The following is a 16985-nucleotide window of genomic DNA, read 5'->3' as shown; positions in this document are numbered from 1 at the left end:
CCTCAAGAAAGCGACAGACTCGCTGGGGGCCGACGTCTGCATCGACGCCGTCGGCGCCGACGCCTCGGGCAACCCGCTCCACAGCATCTTCGGCAAGAAGCTGAAGCTGGAAGCCGGCTCTGCGGTGCCGCTCCACTGGGCGATCAACTCGGTGAAGAAGGGCGGCGTCGTCTCCATCGTCGGCGTATACGGCCCGACCGGAAACATGATCCCCATCGGCAACGTCGTGAACAAGGGCATCACGATCCGCGCCAATCAGGCCTCGGTGAAGCGCCTCCTGCCGCGCCTAATCGACCATGTGAAGGAAGGCCGCCTCAATCCGAAGGAGATCATCACGCACCGGCTGCCGCTGGAGGAGGTCTCCGAAGGCTACCGGATCTTCACGTCAAAACTGGACGGCTGCATCAAGCCTGTCCTTTACCCGAACGCTGCGTAAGGCGCCCTCCGATGGACAACGAACTCACCACAGCTGAAACCAGCCGGGCCGCCGTCGAGCGCAGGGACATCCCGGGATGGGGCGTCGACGCCGATCCCTTGAACGACGCCACCTATCCGATGCGCGATCGCAGCCAGGACGATTCGCCTGGAATGAACTGGGAGCGCCCCTCGCAGCAGAGCTCGGATGTGGAGGTGCTGCAGTCGGTTGAACACAATCGCCGGCCAGCCGTGTTCGGAACCTCGACGCCGCCTACGGGCCTGAGCGGCGCAATCCGACGGTCTGCTTACCGCTACAGCGAGAGCCAGTGGGCCCACTGGCTTTTGCTCATGCTTGCGGACCGGGTGAACAGCGCTGAGGGCGTGGCCGACGACCTCAGGCGAGGAACGGTTCCGAACCTGTTCGACGAGATGGGACTGGCTGCTGAGTGGAAGTACAACCGGCAGCCCTTCATCCGGAAGGCGGCCGCTGCGGCGGCGGTGACGGGCGGCGCGGCCGCGCTCACCTACCTGGCGGTCCGCGCCGCCCGGCGGCGCCGTCAACTGCAAGCGGACGAGTGAACCAGGGCCTCAATCTGCTCCGCCATTTGGCTCGGCCGCGTCGGCTTCGCCTGGCGCGTGGGCGTCGGGATCGTGCAGGACGTCCTGCCGGTAGAGCATCGTGACGGCGGTGTAGATCACCAGCGCGAGCGGCGTCGCGAACAGAACGCCCAGGGGCCCGAACAGCGAGCCGAGCCCGACGACGGCGAATATGCCCAGCACCACAGGCAGTGAGGCGACGTTCCGCTGCACCAGCGGCGTGATCAGGTTCGCCTCGAGCTGCGACACGCCGACGTAGAGGCCGAGCGTCAGGAGCAAGGCGTTGGGTCCCACGGTGGCGGCGATCAACAACGCTGGAACAGCCGAGACGATGGGGCCGACCACCGGCACGAACTGGGCGATGCCGGTCAGCAGGGCCAACGCCAGGGGCGAGGGCACGCCGATCAGCCACAGCCCCATCCCGACGAGGGAGCCGACCAGGATCATGGAAATGAGCTGAGCCTTGACCCAGCCCTTCAGTGCGCGACCGCAGGCGTCCATCACCTCCCGCAGGCGGGGCCGCACCGAAAGCGGCGCCAGCGCCAGGGCGCCCTCACGCGCCGCCGCAGGCTTGATCGCCAGGAAGACCCCGGCGACCAGCACGAGTACGAGCGTCGTCACGCCGGAGAGGGCGCTGGTCGCCACCCGCTGCGCGACGATCAACGCGCGTCCCGCCTGGCTGGCGATCGCGCCGACGCCTTCGAGCAACTGATCTCCCAGCGGCGAGGCCTCGAGCTGGGCCCGGACATAGTCCCAGGCCTGCGGCACCCGCTCGGCGAGTGCGGAGATCTGGGTTGCGATGGCCTGCCCGAAGAAGGTGGAGATCACCCCCACCACCGCGATCACCACCAGCACCGCCACGAGCGTCGCGACTCCGTCGCCGAGGCGGGTTCGGCGCACGAGCGGGTCGGCGATCGAGCGCAGGATGACCGCGACGACCACCGAACCGAAGATCAGCATCCACAGGCCAGCCAGCCGGATCGCCAACTGTGCGGCCATGTAGGCGCCCACCAGGGCCACGGCGCCGATGACGACCAGCGTGATGACGTCCTTCCGGAGCGGCGTCGTTACCTTCTCAGTCAAACTGTGTCCCGTCCTGTGGAGACCGAACCCCGCGCGGCCTCCAGCGAACGGAATGTGCGGCGGCGCCTAAAGTTCGAGCCGGTCCGTGTGAGTTCGCAGTCGCCACGCCGCCACCAGCGACAGGATGAGCGCCGCAGCGATGGCGGCGGCCGCGACAGGCGGCTTCGCGTCGGTCATCGCAGCCGCAGCCACGGCGGCGAGCCCCCAAAGCACCGGCGCCGCATAGAGGATGAGTCCGGTGCGCAAGACGACGGCGCCGGCGATCAGGGCGGCGATGGCGATGCCCGTGATCGCGGCCGGCGTCCGCGCGGCCGCCGTCGTCCATCCTTCGGCGGTCAGCACGGTCAGCAGGTTTACGAGGGTGGCGATAGTGAGCCAACCGGCCAGCAGCGACAGCGGCCACAGGACGAACAGCCGCGCCTTGAGGCCATCCCGCAGGCTTGCGGCCCGGGCATGGGCGGCGGCGACGATGGCCGCGACGGCCGATGCGGTAATGACGACCACCGTCGCCCAGCGGGTGTCCAAGCCGGCGGCGATGATCCAGAGCCCGCAGCCGAGCGCCGCGCCGGCCGCCGGCCAGCGCACCCGCTCCAGCCAGGCCGATCGACTGCCCAGCTGGTGAAGTGCGAATGCGGCGAGCCCGGCGTAGATCACGCCCCAGATGGAGAAGGCCCATCCCGCAGCGCGCAGGGTCCCGTTACCGTCATCGGCGAATTCGGACGCGGTCTGCCCCCAACCCAGAACGGCCTGGCTGGCCGGCGCCAGCAGGGCGACCGCGACGCCGGCGACAACCGCCAGCCGCGGAAGCAGGCCGTTCACTGGTCTCGCCCCCCTTGCTCTGGCTCCGGCTCTGGCGCTCCGTCGGCGGCCGGACGCGCGCCGCTCATCTGGGGCACGTACAGGTTGGTGATGAACTTGGCCGCGTAGCCTTCCACGCGGAGCCTTGGGCCGAAGGCGGCGCAGGGATCCGGCCTCGGTACGGCCCGTGGCTTCCGTGCGGCGGGGCTCAAAGCCTTGCCGGCGGCGTCGCCGAACGCCTCGGCGAATTGAAGGGCGTCGCCGACGCGGCTCAGCGAGGGATCGTCCGTGCCTAGGGCGGTCGCATTTCGGTTCCAGACGAGGGCGGCGAGCTGTCGACCGTCCTTGCCCACCATCTCCGCCTCGGCGGAGAGCCCGCCCAAGGTCCCGGGAACGCGCAGCCCGATCGGCCCGGGAATGAAGAACGAAGCAGCGGCGGACGCGGCCGAGCCGGCCCGGCCGGTCGGCCGGACCTCCCCCACCACCGCCCTGACTTCCGCCTCGGCTTTCTCGGCCGCGGCGATCTCATATCGTTTGGACAGCTCGAAGCAGAGCTGGGCGTCGAGTTCGCGAAGCACCAGTGTCCGCTCGTCCGGGTTCAGCCAGCTGTTGACCGCAGCCGGAGCCAGCCGCGTGGGCGCTATCGCGATCCGGCGGACCTGGCTGATCGCGGGATCGCGGCGCTCGGAGCTGCTGGCGCGCAGACCGCCCTTCGCAGGCGCCAGGCCGTCGTACGTGGAGAGCAGACCTGACTGCCGGCCCGGCGTGCTGCAGGCGGCGAGCAGGAGCGGCAGGCATAGCCATAGAACTCGTCTCATCGGCGCCAGCCTCACCTCGTCGCGAACAAGCCTGCGCCACTGATACGTGTGGCCTACCCGCTCGGATGCATGCTCGCCCCGCGGGACGGCGGCGGCTGAGCCTTGACCTGGCCCCAGGGGCTGCCCCGATGGAGGAGCGGTCAGCTGAGAGCGAGGTGATTCGTGACTGCTTCCGCCCAATACCTGAACCCGGCCGAGGCCGCCCGGCGGCTGGGGGTCTCGGCCAAGGCGCTGCGGCTCTACGAGGCGCGCGGCCTGGTCGCGCCGGTCCGCACCAGCGCCGGCTGGCGCGCCTATGGACCCGACGAAATGGCGCGCGCGGCGGAGATCGCGGCGCTGCGGGCGCTGGGCTTCAGCCTGGCGCAAGTCGCGCGGGTGCTGGGCGGCGATCCGCAGGGGCTGGAGCCGGCTCTGGCGGCGCATCAGGCCAGGCTCGAGGCCGAGCTCGGCCAGACCGCCGCCCTGGTGGACCGGGTCCGCGGCCTGCGCGCCGACATCGCCCGCGGGGCGGCGCCAAGCGCCCGGGACCTGGCGCGCCTGGCCGGGCCGGCGGGAAAGCCGGCGGTCGCCTTCGACCTGCCCTGGCCCTGGGGCGGCGAGCGGTTCGAACTGCGCGAGCTGCGAGCGCTGACCTGGATCGTCGGGCCGCTGGGAAGCGGCAAGACGCGGCTCGCCCTCGCCCTGGCCAAGACGCTGCCGAACGCGGCCTTCCTCGATCTGGACCGGCTGACCGACGGCGGAGCGGCGGCCAAGGCGCGGATCGCCGCCGATCCGGCGCTGGCCGCCCGGGTGGCGGCGGCGCAGGCCTGGATGGTCGAGGATGGCGCAACTCCCTCCGACGCCCTGACGGCGCTGCTCGCGGGGCTGGAGGCGGACGGGCCCGACATCCTCGTCGTCGACATCCCAGAACTTGGGCTGGACGAGCCCACCCAGGAGGCGCTGTCCGCCCATCTTCGGCGCGGATCGCGCACGCGGCCGCTGTTCGTCCTCACCCGGTCCTGCGCCATCCTCGACCTGGCGGCCGTCGGATCCGACGAGGCCATCCTGCTCTGCCCGGCCAACCACCATCCGCCCATGCTGGTCGCGCCCTATCCCGGCGCGCCGGGCTACGAGGCGGTGGCCACCTGCCTTGCGAGCGCCGAGGTGCGGGCCCGGACCGAGGGGATGATCGCAGTGCGCCCGGCTGCGGCCTGAGCCGGAACGCTGAAGCTCGCCGAGCGTTGGCATGGGACCGGCTGGGAGCAGGTACAGTGGCTGACGAAACGACGCAGAATCAGGAGGTTCGGGCGATCCGCCTGGACGACGTGCAACAGGTCCGCCGATGGGCGGTCATTCTCGGCGGACCGCCGCCGCGGCGGTTGAGCCGGCGCCTCTCGCCTTACCTGGCGTCCAAAACGTCTGCGCCGCCGTCGCCCCCCGGTCGGGTCGGCATCGGCGGCCGAAGCCCGACCTAGGCTCAACTGCGCAACCCTCTGCGACGCCGCCACGTTCAGAGGGGGCGATACGAGGGAAAGTCATGCATCCGAACCAACCGCATACCGACAGCGACGAAGGCCGCCGCGACAAGGATCGGCCGGCCCCGATCGAGCGGGCGAGCGGCGGGCAGCACAACGCGGACGAGGCCGCCGCGGCGGCGCCTGGTGAGCGCGCAGAGGACGCTGACCTGAAGGCGCGTCAGGAGGATCTGCTCGACGAAGCGGTCGAGGAGACCTTCCCGGCCAGCGACCCCATCTCCCCCAAGCGCATCACCTGAGCCTTACGTCGGGTTGCTGACAGCCGCGCGCCGGCGAACGTGTTACGCGTTCCCGGTGAACGGCGCGCGCATGGACGAGAACAGCTACACCCTGCTGGCCGTGAGGCCAGACGGCGCCGTGCCCGTCGTCGACCTTGTCGGCGGCAGCCGGAAGGCGGCGCTGGCGCGGGCCCGCGCCTTCCTAGCCGAACACTCCAGCTGCGTGCACGTCGAGGTGTGGCTCGAGGGCCGGATGGTGGGGCAGGTGCGCCGCAGCGCTGCGCCGGAGAGCGCCTCGCCCGAAGCCACAGCCTTCTAGGCCCCGCCGATCCCTTCCGTGATCTTGCCGGTGCCCTCGCAGTCCGGGCAGGCGGCGCCGTCGGTGCGACCAGAGCCGTTGCAGCGGGGGCAGACGTTCTCACCCGTGCCGGGTGCGCCGGCGGCGGCTTCGTCGGCGGGGCGCAGAGGTTCGTCGGGCATAAGGGCCTCCTTCTCCAAGCCCAACTCGCCGGACCGACAGGCGGTTTCGCAAACCCTGTCCGGCGGCTAAGGACGGGGCGCGCCTCCCCAGTCGTCCTGAGTCCCCGTGACCGTCCCATCTACCGGCAGCGACCGTCCTGACGTCCAGCGCATCGGCCTGGGCATCGCGCTGCGCGTGGGAGCCATGGCCTGCATGGCGGCGATGTTCGCCGGGGTGAAATGGACCGCGGGGCAGGGGATCCCGGTGCTGGAGATCGTCTTCTTCCGGAACGCCTTCGCCTTCATCCCGATCGCCCTCTACATCCTGCCGACCACGGGTCTGAGGGTGCTGAAGACCCGCCGTCCGCTCGGCCACCTGGCGCGTTCGGCCGTGGGCCTGACCGGCATGGTCTGCGGCTTCTCGGCCGCCTCGCTGCTGCCGCTGACCGAAGCGACGGCGATCTCCTTCGCCGCGCCGCTGTTTATGACCGCCCTTTCCGCGCTGATCCTGAAGGAGAAGGTCGGCCGCCATCGCTGGGGCGCGGTGGCCGTCGGATTCGTCGGGGTGCTGATCATGGTGCGGCCCAGCCCCACCGAGTTCGCCAACCTCGGGGTGCTGTTCGGCCTGGCCGGCGCCCTGGGCGCGGCGGGGGCGATGATCGCCATCCGCGAAATCGGCCGGACCGAGCCGGGGCCGACCATCGTCTTCTACTTCACCCTGGCCGGGATGCTGGTGGGACTGGCGAGCCTTCCGTTCGGCTGGGTGACGCCGGAGCCCTTCACCCTCGGGATCCTGGTGGTGATGGGGCTGCTGGGCGGGGTCGGACAACTGCTGCTGACCCAGGCGCTGAAGGTGGCCCCCGTCGCCGCGGTGGCCCCCTTCGACTACACCCAGCTGATCTGGGCCAGCGGCTTCGGGTTCCTGATCTGGGGCGAGCTGCCCAGGCCGGTGACGGTGGTCGGCGCGCTCGTGGTCGCGGCCAGCGGCGTCTACATCCTCTACCGCGAGACCCTGCGCATGCGTCAGGTCCGGCGCGACGCCACCTGAGGCGGTCACGCAAGCCGTGCGTTGACAGACCTGCGTTACCAGAGGACTCTCCTCACATAACCGGGCGCCCTCGTGGGCGCGCCGCCTGATCACGCGCCAGGCGCGCTCGCCCGAGGACGACCGGGGGCGTGGCGATCAGGAGACCAGGCCATGAAGACCATCTGGGCGGCGCTCGGGGCGGCCGCGGTGCTGAGCGCAGCGGGATCCGCCAACGGCGCGGTCACCGTCATCGGCGGAGGGCTGGCGGAGGCCTGCTCGCAGGCGGCGATCCGCGGCGAGTCCGCACCCGAATACGAGGCGCTGTGCACCACAGCCCTGGAATCGGAATTCCTCAACGCCCGCGACCGGGCCGGCACCTACGTCAACCGCGGCGTCTTCAAGCTGCGGCGGGCGGTGTACGACCAGGCGGTGAAGGACTTCGACCTGGCGATCCGGCTCAAGCCGGACGTCGGCGAAGCCTATGTGAACCGCGGCGCGGCCTTCATCGGCCAGAAGCGATACGCCGACAGCCTGACCGAGATCAACAAGGGCCTGGAGCTCGGCGTCGAGGAGCCGGCCAAGGCCTATTACAACCGCGCCCTGGCGCACGAGGGGCTGGAGGACGCCAAGTCGGCCTACTTCGACTACCAAAAGGCGCTGGAGCTGAAGCCGGAGTGGTCGGCGCCGCGCGAGCAGCTGGTCCGATTCACCGTCACCCGGCCGCGCGGCGGCTAGCGGAGCTAGGATTGGGACGGCGGCGTTCCTAGATGGGAAGGGACATGCCCATGCACCGCCTGCTGATCGCCGCCGTCGTTCTCGCCGCCGCGCCGCCCGTCGCGGCGCAGGGGCTCTACGATCCGAACTGGATCGCCCGGGACGCGGAGCTGCGCGCCCAGCAGGAGATGATGCGCAACCGCTCCATCGACCTGCAGAACCAGATCACCACCCTGGAGATGCGGCTGCAGGCCGAACGCTCGCTGCGCGACTTGGAGGTCCAGGCCCGCCGCCCGACCCTGATGGCGCCGCCGGAGCGGCGCACGCCGGCGCGGCCTGGCGGCGCGGAGCTTGGCGGTTTCACGTCCATCCCTGATGATCGGCTGAGCGCCTCGAACGATCGGGTGCGCGCGGCGAGCCGGCCGGCCCGCTAGCGCGGAGCAGCCGCGGCCTTTCCGCGTTACCGCCCGGGCGAGGTGGAGCGAGGAGAGACGCATGCGCTGGCAAGGCGGCCGCAGGGCTGGGAACATCGAAGACCGGCGCGGCCTCGGGCCCGGCGCCGCCGCTGGCGGTGTCGGCGTGGGCGGGGTGATCCTGGCCCTGATCGGCTACTTCGTCTTCGGCATCGATCCTTCGACCACCACCAGCGTGATCGGCGGCGGAGGGCAGGTTCAGCAGCAGCAGGGCCAGGTGGGCAGTCCGCAGGACCAGGCCGGCGCCTTCGTCGACGTCATCGAGACCTCGACCCAGGACGTCTGGGGCCCGATCTTCCGTCAGGCCGGCCAGACCTACCGCCCGCCGGCGGACGTGGTGCTCTACGACCGGGCCACCGGCACCGGCTGCGGCACGGGCCAGGCGGCGATGGGCCCGTTCTACTGCCCGGCCGACCAGAAGGTGTATCTGGATCTGTCCTTCTGGGACGAGCTGGCCAACCGCTTCGGCGCCCAGGGCGAAGCCGCCCGGGCCTATGTGATCGCCCACGAGATCGGCCACCACGTCCAGCACCTGACCGGCCAGACCACAGTCGCTCAGCGGATGGGCATGCGCGGCGCCGAGAGCGGGGCCGTGCGCCTGGAGCTGCAGGCCGACTGCTTCGCGGGGGTCTGGGTGGCGCACGCGGGGACCGTCTCCGGCGGCCAGGTGGCGCTCGACCCACGTGACATCGAAGATGGCCTGAGGGCCGCCTCGGCGGTGGGCGACGATGCGCTGCAGAAACAGTCCCAGGGGCGGGTGATGCCCGACGCCTTCACCCACGGCACCAGCGAGCAGCGGATGCGCTGGTTCCGGCGCGGCGTGGAGACCGGCGATCCGGACGCCTGCGACACCTTCCAGGCCCGAGAGCTCTAGAAACGGGCCGGGGCGCCGGTTCATCGGCTGCGAACGGCGCAGATCAGTCGCTCGCCGAAGTCGGCGCCCCCGCGCCCTCACCCTCTTTCGAGGGTTGGTAATAGCTACCGACGTTCGCCGGCCGCGGCGAATTAAGCTTAGGACATGTTAGGGCCGCAGCTCCGGCGGCAGGGCCGCGATTTCCGCCGGCGTGAGCCGCGTCATCCCTGAGATGATGCACGGGCTGACCATGCCGCCGCCGAGCCGCACTTTGAGGGTAAGGTCGATCGGCCGGCAGATCAGGCCTGAGCCGCCTGCGCTCTCAGTGATCAGTGTTTCCTGCCGGGAGGCCCCGGCCAGGCACGAGCCGCTCATGTCGAAGCGATAGGTGTCTCGGCCGCCGACGTCGACGTAGAGGGTCCGGGAGTCCGCGATGCGGTGGGCGCGCATGTCGTTCATCCGGAAGCAGCCGGGCGCGCCGACTGTATCGACGGCGTCGGCGCCCAGCCGCGCCGCCGAGGCGGCGTCGTAGGATTGCGGGCCGGCGCAGGCCGTCATCAGGACGGCGAGGCAACCGGCGGCGAAGTAGGTTCTCATGACAGGTCTCCTGCTGCTCCAGCCTACACCATGGCTCGGCCCCAAGCAGCGCAATTGAATCAACGCACAACGCTTCGCGCTGGCGCCACGAGGCCTTCGCCTCTAGTCTGCCGTCCATTCTCCGGGGGGCCGCGCGCAAGCGGCTGAGAGGCGGGTGAGCCCGCGACCCGTCGAACCTGATCCGGGTCATGCCGGCGAAGGGATGGGAACCGGACGGCGGGCGCTTCTCGCCCTCGTCCTCTTTTCAGCCGACGCCGGCTCAAGCCTCGGATCCTCTTGAAGGAGCCGCGCCGGTGAACATCGAAACGCCCATCGCCAAGGCCATCCCAACGGGCGAGCGCCCAGGGTCGCGCAAGGTCTACCAGCCCGGCGTACTGTGGCCTGACATCCGCGTGCCGTTCCGTGAGGTGGCGGTGCACGAGAGCGCCGGCGAGCCGCCGCTGACCCTTTACGATCCCTCCGGCCCCTACACCGATCCGCGGGCGGTCATCGACATCGAAAAGGGCCTGCCGCGCACCCGCGAGCCCTGGGTCGTCTCCCGCGGCGACGTGGAGATTGTCGAAACCCCGCGGCAGGTGAAGCCGGAGGACAACGGCTTCGCGCAAGGCAAGCACCTGGCGCCGCAGTTCAGCGCGCCGCGCCGGGTCTACCGCGGCAAGGCCGGTTCGGCGGTTACCCAGCTGGAGTACGCCCGCAAGGGGATCGTGACGCCGGAGATGGAGTACGTCGCGATCCGCGAGAATCTGCGCCGGCAGGAGAGCGACCCGTTCATCCGCGACGGCGAGGACTTCGGCGCGGAGATCCCGGACTTCGTCACGCCCGAGTTCGTGCGCGATCAGGTGGCCCGCGGGTTGGCGATCATCCCGGCCAACATCAACCACACCGAGCTCGAGCCGATGGCCATCGGGCGCAACTTCCTGGTCAAGATCAACGCCAACATCGGCAACTCGGCGGTGCTCTCCACCGTCGCCGACGAGGTGGACAAGATGGTCTGGGCGATCCGCTGGGGCGCGGATACGGTCATGGACCTCTCCACCGGCCGCAACATCCACAACATCCGCGACTGGATCGTCCGCAACAGCCCCGTGCCGATCGGCACTGTCCCGATCTACCAGGCGCTGGAGAAGGTCGGCGGCATCGCCGAGGATCTGACCTTCGACGTCTTCGCCGACACCCTGATCGAGCAGGCCGAGCAGGGGGTGGACTACTTCACAATCCACGCCGGGGTGCGGCTGCCGTACATCCCGCTGACCGCGCGTCGGACCACCGGTATCGTCTCGCGCGGCGGCTCGATCATGGCCAAGTGGTGCCTGGCTCACCACAAGGAGAGCTTCCTCTACGAGCGGTTCGAAGAGATCTGCGAGATCATGCGGGCCTATGACGTGTCGTTCTCGCTGGGCGACGGCCTGCGCCCCGGCTCCATCGCCGACGCCAACGACGCGGCCCAGTTCGCCGAGCTGGAGACCCTGGGCGAGCTGACCCAGGTGGCCTGGCGCCACGGCTGCCAGGTGATGATCGAGGGGCCCGGCCACGTGCCGATGCACAAGATCAAGGCCAACATGGACAAGCAGCTGGCGGCCTGCCACGGCGCGCCCTTCTACACGCTCGGCCCGCTCACCACCGACGTGGCGCCCGGCTACGACCACATCACCTCGGCCATCGGCGCGGCGATGATCGGCTGGTTCGGCACGGCGATGCTCTGCTACGTCACGCCCAAGGAGCACCTGGGCCTGCCCGACCGGGAGGACGTCAAGCAGGGGGTGATCGCCTACAAGATCGCCGCCCATGCCGCCGACCTCGCCAAGGGCCACCCGTCGGCGAGAGCCTGGGATGACGCGCTCTCCAGGGCCCGCTTCGAGTTCCGCTGGGAGGACCAGTTCAACCTCGGCCTCGATCCGGAGACCGCCCGCGAATACCACGACGAGACCCTGCCGAAGGAGGCGCACAAGACCGCCCACTTCTGCTCCATGTGCGGACCCAAGTTCTGCTCGATGAAGATCAGCCAGGACATCCGGGACGCCGCCAAGGGACAGAACGACGTGGCCGATGGCCTGGCGCAGATGGCCGAGAGGTTCCGCAAGGTCGGCGAGATTGACGTGCCGGTAGGGGCGGGGGAGTAGGCCGATCCCCCACCACCGCTCATTCCGGGGAAGGCCGGGATGCAGTTCTGTCGGCGCGGCGGCTCAGTTTGGATCCCGGCTGCGCCGGGATGAGCGGAGGGTGGAATGACCGAGGAGATCGATCTGCAGGCCGGCGCGGTCGTGACCGGCAGCGACCTCTCCCGCGTCGACTGGGCCGAGCGGGACCTCACGGACCTGGTGCTGACCGACTGCACCCTCCTGGAGGCGCAGCTCTCGGCCGTCATCCTGCAGGGGGCGCGGTTCAAGGCCTGTAGGATCATCGGCTGCCGGTTCGCCCACTCGGACCTGCGCGAGGCAGTGTTCGAGGACTGCGACTTCTCCGACCCGGAGAACCACGCCGGCGTGCAGTTCGCCTTCAGTCGGCTGGAAGAGGCGAGGTTCTCCCGCTGCAACCTGGCCTTCGCCGATATCGACCGCTCCAGCCTCTATGCGGCCGAGTTCCGCGGCTGCAACCTGCGTGGCGCGCGCTTCCACCGGGCCGACTTCGGCCGCGCCTTCGGGGCCAAGGTGGTGCGCAGCTCAGTGACCTTCGACTCCTGCATGCTGGAGTTGGCCGACCTCTCCGAGGCCCTGGCGCCGGAGTGCGATTTCCGCATGTCTCGGCTACGGGAGGCGGACCTGCGCGGCGCGAACCTGGAGGGCGCCGACCTGCGCGACACTGACCTTTTCCAGGCGCTGACGGCGGACGCCAGACTGGCCGGCGCCGACCTGCGCGGCGCAGAGGTCAGCGGCCTGGACCTGACCGCGCTGGCCAGCCGGGAGGGCATGAAGGTGACGTTGGATCAGCAGTACGCCCTGCTGACGGCGCTCGGCGTGGACGTCCACGCCGAATGATCGGTTACTCGTCGACCGTCTCGCGAACCTGAGCCGGCCAGACGCGCACGGCGACCGCGGCGGTGACGGAGCCGAGGACGGCGGTGGCCGCGCCGGCCCACTGGACGGCGTTCATGCCTTCAGAGGCGTAGTGCCCGGCCGAGGCGCCGCAGACGAACACGAGGATGGCCGTGGCCCACTCGGCGCCTTCCTGGCTGAAAATCTTATTCATTGTCGAAAGCCCCCAAACGACGCGGGATCAGACTAGTCGCAATGCTCTTAACGAAAGCCTGAGTCGCAGGGGGATGTGACACGCCCGCGCAAGGCAGATCGGTCGCAGGCGAAAAAGAGGGCGGCTCCTTCGCAGGAGCCGCCCTTTCTCGGGACGTTGGATCGTGAAAGCGCCCCTACGGCGTCGTGGTGGCGTCGGGGGCCGTGGCCTCCGGAGTGGTGGCCTGCGGCGCAGGGCTCGGCGTGGCGTCCGGCGTCGTGGACGGCGCGGCGTCCGGCGCCGGAGTCACCGGCGGGATCACCAGGGCGGGCGGCGCCGCGGCCGGCGAGCTGGCGCTCGAGGTGTAGGGCTGCGGGCCGGCGGGCAGGGCGACCGTGCCGCTGGCGTCGATGCCCTCCGAGGCGGCGCTGGGCGCGCCAGGGCGCGCCCGGGCCGTGGTGCGGGCGACGCGGGTGGTCCGGACCGTCTCGCGGACGCGCGTCGGCGCCGGCGCGGCGGCCGGGGTCGCCGTGACCGGGGTCGACGCGGCGGGCGCCGCCGGGTTCAGCGGCGTCGTCGTTGTCGCCGCGGCGGTCGGGCCGGGCGTCGGCGGCGCGGTGGTCGCCATCGGCGGCAGGGCCGAGCCGGTCGCGGCGGTGGTGGTCTGCGCGTCGTCCCCGCTGTTGGCGGCGAAGAAGGCGACACCGGCGATGGCCGCCAACGCGACGGCGCCCCCGGCCAGCGCGCCGGTGGGCAGGCCGCCCTTGGACTTGCGCTTGGTCGCGGTGGTGCGGCGCGCGCCGACCATGCCGAGGCCGGTGTCGGTGGCGGTGTTGGTGGCCGGCTCGGCGGTGGTCGTCGGCGCTGGCTGCATCATCGGCGCCGGATCGGCGAAGCCGCTAGCGGGTTCAGGCCCGGCGAAGCTGCGCGCCTCCACAGGCGCGGCCGCCGGAGCGGCGGCGGGCGCCGCGGTGCTGGCGGCGGCCGCCCGGCCGAAGCCGCGGCGCTTCTTCGTGGGGCGAGCGTAAATGGGGGTTCCGAACATGGACGGTTCGGCGTCGGCCGGCCCTCCGTCCTGCCCGGTAAGGTCCTGGTGCATCGGCATGTCCGTCCTGTCCGACATGGTGGCGTTCTCCCGGTGTCGTTGGTTGGAGCTAGAACGACATCGGGCACAGCTTGTTCCGAGCCCGGTTCCATCTGTGCTGTGATCTTTCTTCCATCGAGGCGCCCAAAACTGGCGCACTACTGACCCATGCGTCTTTGCCCGGGTCCGAGGCCCGGCGAATACAGGCGCGATTGTGGCGATGTCGCCGCGACTCCGCCCGATTCAGGTCGGCAGCGAACGGGGCGGCGTGGTCACCTGCGGCGGTATGGCCCACCCGGCGGGCCGGCGTTAACGGCGCGCCTCAAGGCGCTGGCAACCCTCGTGGCGGGAGCCTTGCTCGTCGCGCAACCGCCCAGGCGAGGGAATCATGAGCAGCTTGAAAGATCGGGCGCGCCAGCCCCGCACCGCCGCGGCGCGGCCGGCGAGGGTGAGTCCCCGGCGCCACGCCCGCAAGCCTCTGACGGAGTTGTCAGCTCCCGCGGCGCCGCTCCGCCTTGACCCTCCGGCGAACGCCGCCAAGCTGCCCTCTCCGTCGGAGGGATCGATGAGTCTGAAGGCTCGGCTGCAGCGCGACCTTAGGTTCGTGCGGGGACTGAAGCGCACGCTCGCGCGCATCAAGACCATCGCACCCGATTCGAAGAATCTGCTGTGCGACGACCTGCAGGGCGCCGTCGACAAGTGGCGCGGCCGTCCTGCGCTGACTTTCGAGGGCCGCACCCTCAGCTACGGCGAGGTCGACGCCATGGCCAACCGCTTCGCCCACTGGGCCAAGGGACTGGGCCTGCGGCGCGGCCAGGTGGTGGCGCTGTTCATGCCGAACCGGGCGGAATACTTCCCGGTCTGGTACGGCCTGTCGAAGGTCGGGGTGGTCACCGCGCTGGTGAACAACCAGCTGACCGGCGGCCCCCTGGCGCACTGCCTGAAGCTGTCCGGCGCCAGCCACGTGATCGTCGACGAGGAGACCGCCGGCGCCTTTCATGACGTGAAGGGCGAGCTCGACAAGCCGATGGTTCAGTGGGTGCTGGGCAAGGCCAGCGGCGACCAGCGGGACCTGTCGCAGGCGCTGAGGAGCTGCAGCCAGCTGCCGCCGGACAAGGCGGTGCGGGAGGACATGACCGCCCGCGACACGATCCTCTACATCTTCACCAGCGGCACGACGGGACTGCCCAAGGCCGCCCGCATCAGCCATCAGCGCGCGCAGCTCTACATGCGCGCCTTCGCCGGGGCGACGAACGCCCGCGAGCACGACCGCGTCTACGTGGCCCTGCCGCTTTATCACGCCACCGGCGGCCTCTGCGCCCTGGGCGCGGCCCTGCTCAACGGCGGCTCGGTGGTGCTGAAGAAGAAGTTCTCCGCCAGCCACTTCTGGGAGGAAGTGGTTGCCGAGCGCTGCACCATGTTCGTCTACATCGGCGAGCTCTGCCGCTACCTGGTGAACCATCCGCCGGGCGAGGACGAAGCCAAGCACAAGATCCGGATGGCTTTCGGCAACGGCCTACGGCCCGACGTCTGGCGCGAGATGCGCACCCGCTTCCGCATCCCGCAGGTGCTGGAGTTCTACGGCGCCACCGAAGGCAACGTGGCGATGTTCAACTACGACGGCCGCGAAGGCGCCATCGGCCGGATCCCGAAGTGGATCAAGACCCGCTTCAACGCCCGGCTGATCCAGTTCGACGTCGAGACCGAGCAGCCGATCCGCGGTCCGGACGGGCTGTGCATCGAGTGCGGCGCGGGCCAGGTGGGCGAGTGCATCGGCAAGATCGGCGACGACGCGCGCACCGACTACACCGGCTACGTCGACAAGGCCGCCAGCGAGAAGAAGATCCTGCGCGACGTCTTTGAGAAGGGCGACGCCTGGTTCCGCACCGGCGACTTGATGCGCCAGGACGCCGACGGCTACGTCTATTTCGTCGACCGCATCGGCGACACCTTCCGCTGGAAGGGCGAGAACGTCTCCACCGCCGAAGTCGCGCTGCAATTGAACGAGGCCCCGGGGGTTCTGGAAGCCAACGTCTACGGGGTCCAGGCCCCGGGCGCCGAGGGCCGCGCCGGCATGGCGGCCCTGGTCACCGACGGCGGCTTCGACGTCAAGGCCTTCGGGGACTACGTCGATCGTGAGCTTCCCCCCTTCGCCCAGCCGATCTTCCTGCGCATCCTGCCGACCATCGAGACCACCGGCACTTTCAAGCAGCGCAAGGTGGACCTGGTCTCCGAGGGCTTCGACCCGGGCAGGGTCAAGCACCCGCTCTATTTCAAGCACCCGGACAAGGGCTACATCCGCATCACCAAGCCGGTGATCGAGAAGCTCCAGGCCGGCGGCTACAAGCTCTAGTCCTTCCTCTCCCGCTCCGCGGGAAAGGATTGACTGAGAGGCGTGGAGCGTCGGTCGGTCGCCCCTGCGCGCCGGCTGTTCCTGGCCTATATATGCGGCCCCATGCCCGACACCATCGCCGAGCCCCTGCTTCAGGGCGCCGCACTCATCAAGGATCAGGTGAAGCGTCTGCCCGACGCGCCCGGCGTCTATCGCATGATCGGCGAGGACGGCGAGGTGCTGTACGTCGGCAAGGCCCGCTCGCTGAAGAAGCGGGTGATCCAGTATGCGCAGGGCCGGTTCCACACCCAGCGAATCGCCCACATGGTCGACCTGACCCGGGCGATGGAGTTCGTCACCACCCGCACCGAGACCGACGCGCTGCTGCTCGAGATCAACCTGATCAAGCAGCTGAAGCCGCGGTTCAACGTCCTGCTGCGCGACGACAAGAGCTTCCCGGAGATCGTAATCCGGCGCGACCACGAGGCCCCGCAGCTGCGCAAGCACCGTGGCGCCCACAGCATCAAGGGCGACTACTTCGGCCCGTTCGCCAGCGCCTGGGCGGTGAACCGCACGCTCAACACCCTGCAGAAGGCCTTCCTGCTCCGGTCCTGCTCCGACAACGTCTACGAGGCGCGGACGCGGCCCTGCATGCTGCACCAGATCCGACGCTGCTCGGCGCCCTGCACAGGGCTGGTGTCGCTGGACGACTACCAGGCGTTGGTCGACCAGGCCGAAGCCTTCCTGCGGGGCAAGAGCCGGGCGGTGATGGCCAGGATGGCCGAGGAGATGCAGGCCGCCTCCGACGACCTGGAGTTCGAGCGCGCCGCGCGGCT

The 16985-nt window shown here is 70.2% G+C and carries 19 protein-coding genes, 1 pseudogene and 1 riboswitch; of the genes and pseudogenes, 13 read left to right on the top strand and 7 right to left on the bottom strand.

Translation table 11 applies throughout. The features are described 5' to 3' along the window. Together VHK87_RS17900 and VHK87_RS17895 are read left to right on the top strand one after the other, a co-directional pair. A pseudogene (locus VHK87_RS17900) lies at positions 1 to 436 on the top strand (glutathione-dependent formaldehyde dehydrogenase); the annotation flags it as partial. 11 nt (positions 437 to 447) lie between these two features. Next, entirely contained in the window at positions 448 to 996 is a 549-nt protein-coding gene (locus VHK87_RS17895) for a hypothetical protein (RefSeq protein WP_329636253.1), read from the top strand. A gap of 9 nt (positions 997 to 1005) precedes the next feature. On the opposite strand, the gene VHK87_RS17890 is transcribed toward VHK87_RS17895, so the two are convergent. From VHK87_RS17890 to VHK87_RS17880, 3 genes are all read right to left on the bottom strand, one after another. After that, complete coding sequence (locus tag VHK87_RS17890; protein WP_329636252.1) at positions 1006 to 2097, bottom strand: AI-2E family transporter; 1092 nt, start codon at positions 2095 to 2097, stop codon at positions 1006 to 1008. 66 nt (positions 2098 to 2163) lie between these two features. Beyond that, positions 2164 to 2916 (bottom strand): hypothetical protein, encoded by a 753-nt coding sequence (locus VHK87_RS17885; protein WP_329636251.1) that lies wholly within the window; start codon positions 2914 to 2916, stop codon positions 2164 to 2166. Then, the gene (locus VHK87_RS17880) at positions 2913 to 3713 is read right to left on the bottom strand and encodes a DUF3313 family protein (protein WP_329636250.1); all 801 of its coding nucleotides are present in this window, start codon (positions 3711 to 3713) and stop codon (positions 2913 to 2915) included. Before VHK87_RS17880 ends, VHK87_RS17885 begins: the two co-directional genes overlap by 4 nt. Before the next feature lie 162 nt (positions 3714 to 3875). Here VHK87_RS17880 and VHK87_RS17875 point away from each other — a divergent pair, with 162 nt between their 5' ends. From VHK87_RS17875 to VHK87_RS17865, 3 genes are all read left to right on the top strand, one after another. Then, positions 3876 to 4907 carry a MerR family transcriptional regulator gene (locus VHK87_RS17875; protein ID WP_329636249.1) on the top strand — a complete coding sequence of 344 codons (1032 nt, stop codon included), beginning with the start codon at positions 3876 to 3878 and terminating at the stop codon, positions 4905 to 4907. Positions 4908 to 5229: 322 nt separating this feature from the next. After that, positions 5230 to 5466 carry a hypothetical protein gene (locus VHK87_RS17870; protein ID WP_329636248.1) on the top strand — a complete coding sequence of 79 codons (237 nt, stop codon included), beginning with the start codon at positions 5230 to 5232 and terminating at the stop codon, positions 5464 to 5466. A 70-nt stretch (positions 5467 to 5536) separates the two neighbouring features. Next, a complete protein-coding gene (locus tag VHK87_RS17865) occupies positions 5537 to 5764 on the top strand; it encodes a hypothetical protein (RefSeq protein ID WP_329636247.1) in 228 nt (75 codons plus the stop codon). On the opposite strand, the gene VHK87_RS17860 is transcribed toward VHK87_RS17865, so the two are convergent. Continuing rightward, a complete protein-coding gene (locus tag VHK87_RS17860; RefSeq protein ID WP_329636246.1) occupies positions 5761 to 5925 on the bottom strand; it encodes a hypothetical protein in 165 nt (54 codons plus the stop codon). The two genes, VHK87_RS17865 and VHK87_RS17860, sit on opposite strands and share 4 nt — an antisense overlap. A gap of 106 nt (positions 5926 to 6031) precedes the next feature. Between VHK87_RS17860 and VHK87_RS17855 the strand changes: the two genes are divergently transcribed. From VHK87_RS17855 to ypfJ, 4 genes are all read left to right on the top strand, one after another. Further along, the gene (locus tag VHK87_RS17855; protein ID WP_329636245.1) at positions 6032 to 6952 is read left to right on the top strand and encodes a DMT family transporter; all 921 of its coding nucleotides are present in this window, start codon (positions 6032 to 6034) and stop codon (positions 6950 to 6952) included. Between the two features lie 150 nt (positions 6953 to 7102). After that, positions 7103 to 7666, top strand: coding sequence for a hypothetical protein (locus VHK87_RS17850; RefSeq protein WP_329636244.1), 564 nt, complete (start codon positions 7103 to 7105; stop codon positions 7664 to 7666). A 44-nt stretch (positions 7667 to 7710) separates the two neighbouring features. After that, positions 7711 to 8079, top strand: a complete 369-nt coding sequence (locus VHK87_RS17845; protein WP_329636243.1) for a hypothetical protein — start codon at positions 7711 to 7713, stop codon at positions 8077 to 8079. A gap of 61 nt (positions 8080 to 8140) precedes the next feature. Further along, positions 8141 to 8992, top strand: a complete 852-nt coding sequence (ypfJ, locus tag VHK87_RS17840) for a KPN_02809 family neutral zinc metallopeptidase (protein ID WP_329636242.1) — start codon at positions 8141 to 8143, stop codon at positions 8990 to 8992. Between the two features lie 147 nt (positions 8993 to 9139). On the opposite strand, the gene VHK87_RS17835 is transcribed toward ypfJ, so the two are convergent. Then, on the bottom strand, positions 9140 to 9568 hold the full coding sequence (locus tag VHK87_RS17835; protein ID WP_329636241.1) for a DUF6491 family protein: 429 nt from the start codon (positions 9566 to 9568) through the stop codon (positions 9140 to 9142). A gap of 112 nt (positions 9569 to 9680) precedes the next feature. Continuing rightward, positions 9681 to 9788, top strand: a riboswitch (TPP riboswitch). 73 nt (positions 9789 to 9861) lie between these two features. Between VHK87_RS17835 and thiC the strand changes: the two genes are divergently transcribed. After that, positions 9862 to 11688 (top strand): phosphomethylpyrimidine synthase ThiC, encoded by a 1827-nt coding sequence (gene thiC / locus VHK87_RS17830; RefSeq protein ID WP_329636240.1) that lies wholly within the window; start codon positions 9862 to 9864, stop codon positions 11686 to 11688. Positions 11689 to 11793: 105 nt separating this feature from the next. Further along, positions 11794 to 12543: a pentapeptide repeat-containing protein gene (locus VHK87_RS17825; RefSeq protein WP_329636239.1), complete on the top strand. Its 750-nt coding sequence runs from the start codon at positions 11794 to 11796 to the stop codon at positions 12541 to 12543. A 4-nt stretch (positions 12544 to 12547) separates the two neighbouring features. Here the strand turns inward: VHK87_RS17825 and VHK87_RS17820 are convergent, their stop codons facing one another. Together VHK87_RS17820 and VHK87_RS17815 are read right to left on the bottom strand one after the other, a co-directional pair. Next, a complete protein-coding gene (locus VHK87_RS17820; protein WP_329636238.1) occupies positions 12548 to 12754 on the bottom strand; it encodes a hypothetical protein in 207 nt (68 codons plus the stop codon). 175 nt (positions 12755 to 12929) lie between these two features. Further along, a complete protein-coding gene (locus VHK87_RS17815) occupies positions 12930 to 13856 on the bottom strand; it encodes a hypothetical protein (RefSeq protein ID WP_329636237.1) in 927 nt (308 codons plus the stop codon). Positions 13857 to 14382: 526 nt separating this feature from the next. Between VHK87_RS17815 and VHK87_RS17810 the strand changes: the two genes are divergently transcribed. Continuing rightward, positions 14383 to 16170: a long-chain-acyl-CoA synthetase gene (locus VHK87_RS17810; RefSeq protein WP_329636236.1), complete on the top strand. Its 1788-nt coding sequence runs from the start codon at positions 14383 to 14385 to the stop codon at positions 16168 to 16170. A 102-nt stretch (positions 16171 to 16272) separates the two neighbouring features. Next, on the top strand, positions 16273 to 16985 hold a 713-nt coding region (locus tag VHK87_RS17805), incomplete at its 3' end, for a GIY-YIG nuclease family protein (protein ID WP_329636235.1).

It is taken from the genome of Phenylobacterium sp. (assembly GCF_036263695.1).
Classification (GTDB): Bacteria; Pseudomonadota; Alphaproteobacteria; order Caulobacterales; family Caulobacteraceae; genus Phenylobacterium.
The sequence above is the reverse complement of the archived record's forward strand: the minus strand, read 5'-3'. Positions and strand labels throughout refer to the sequence as shown.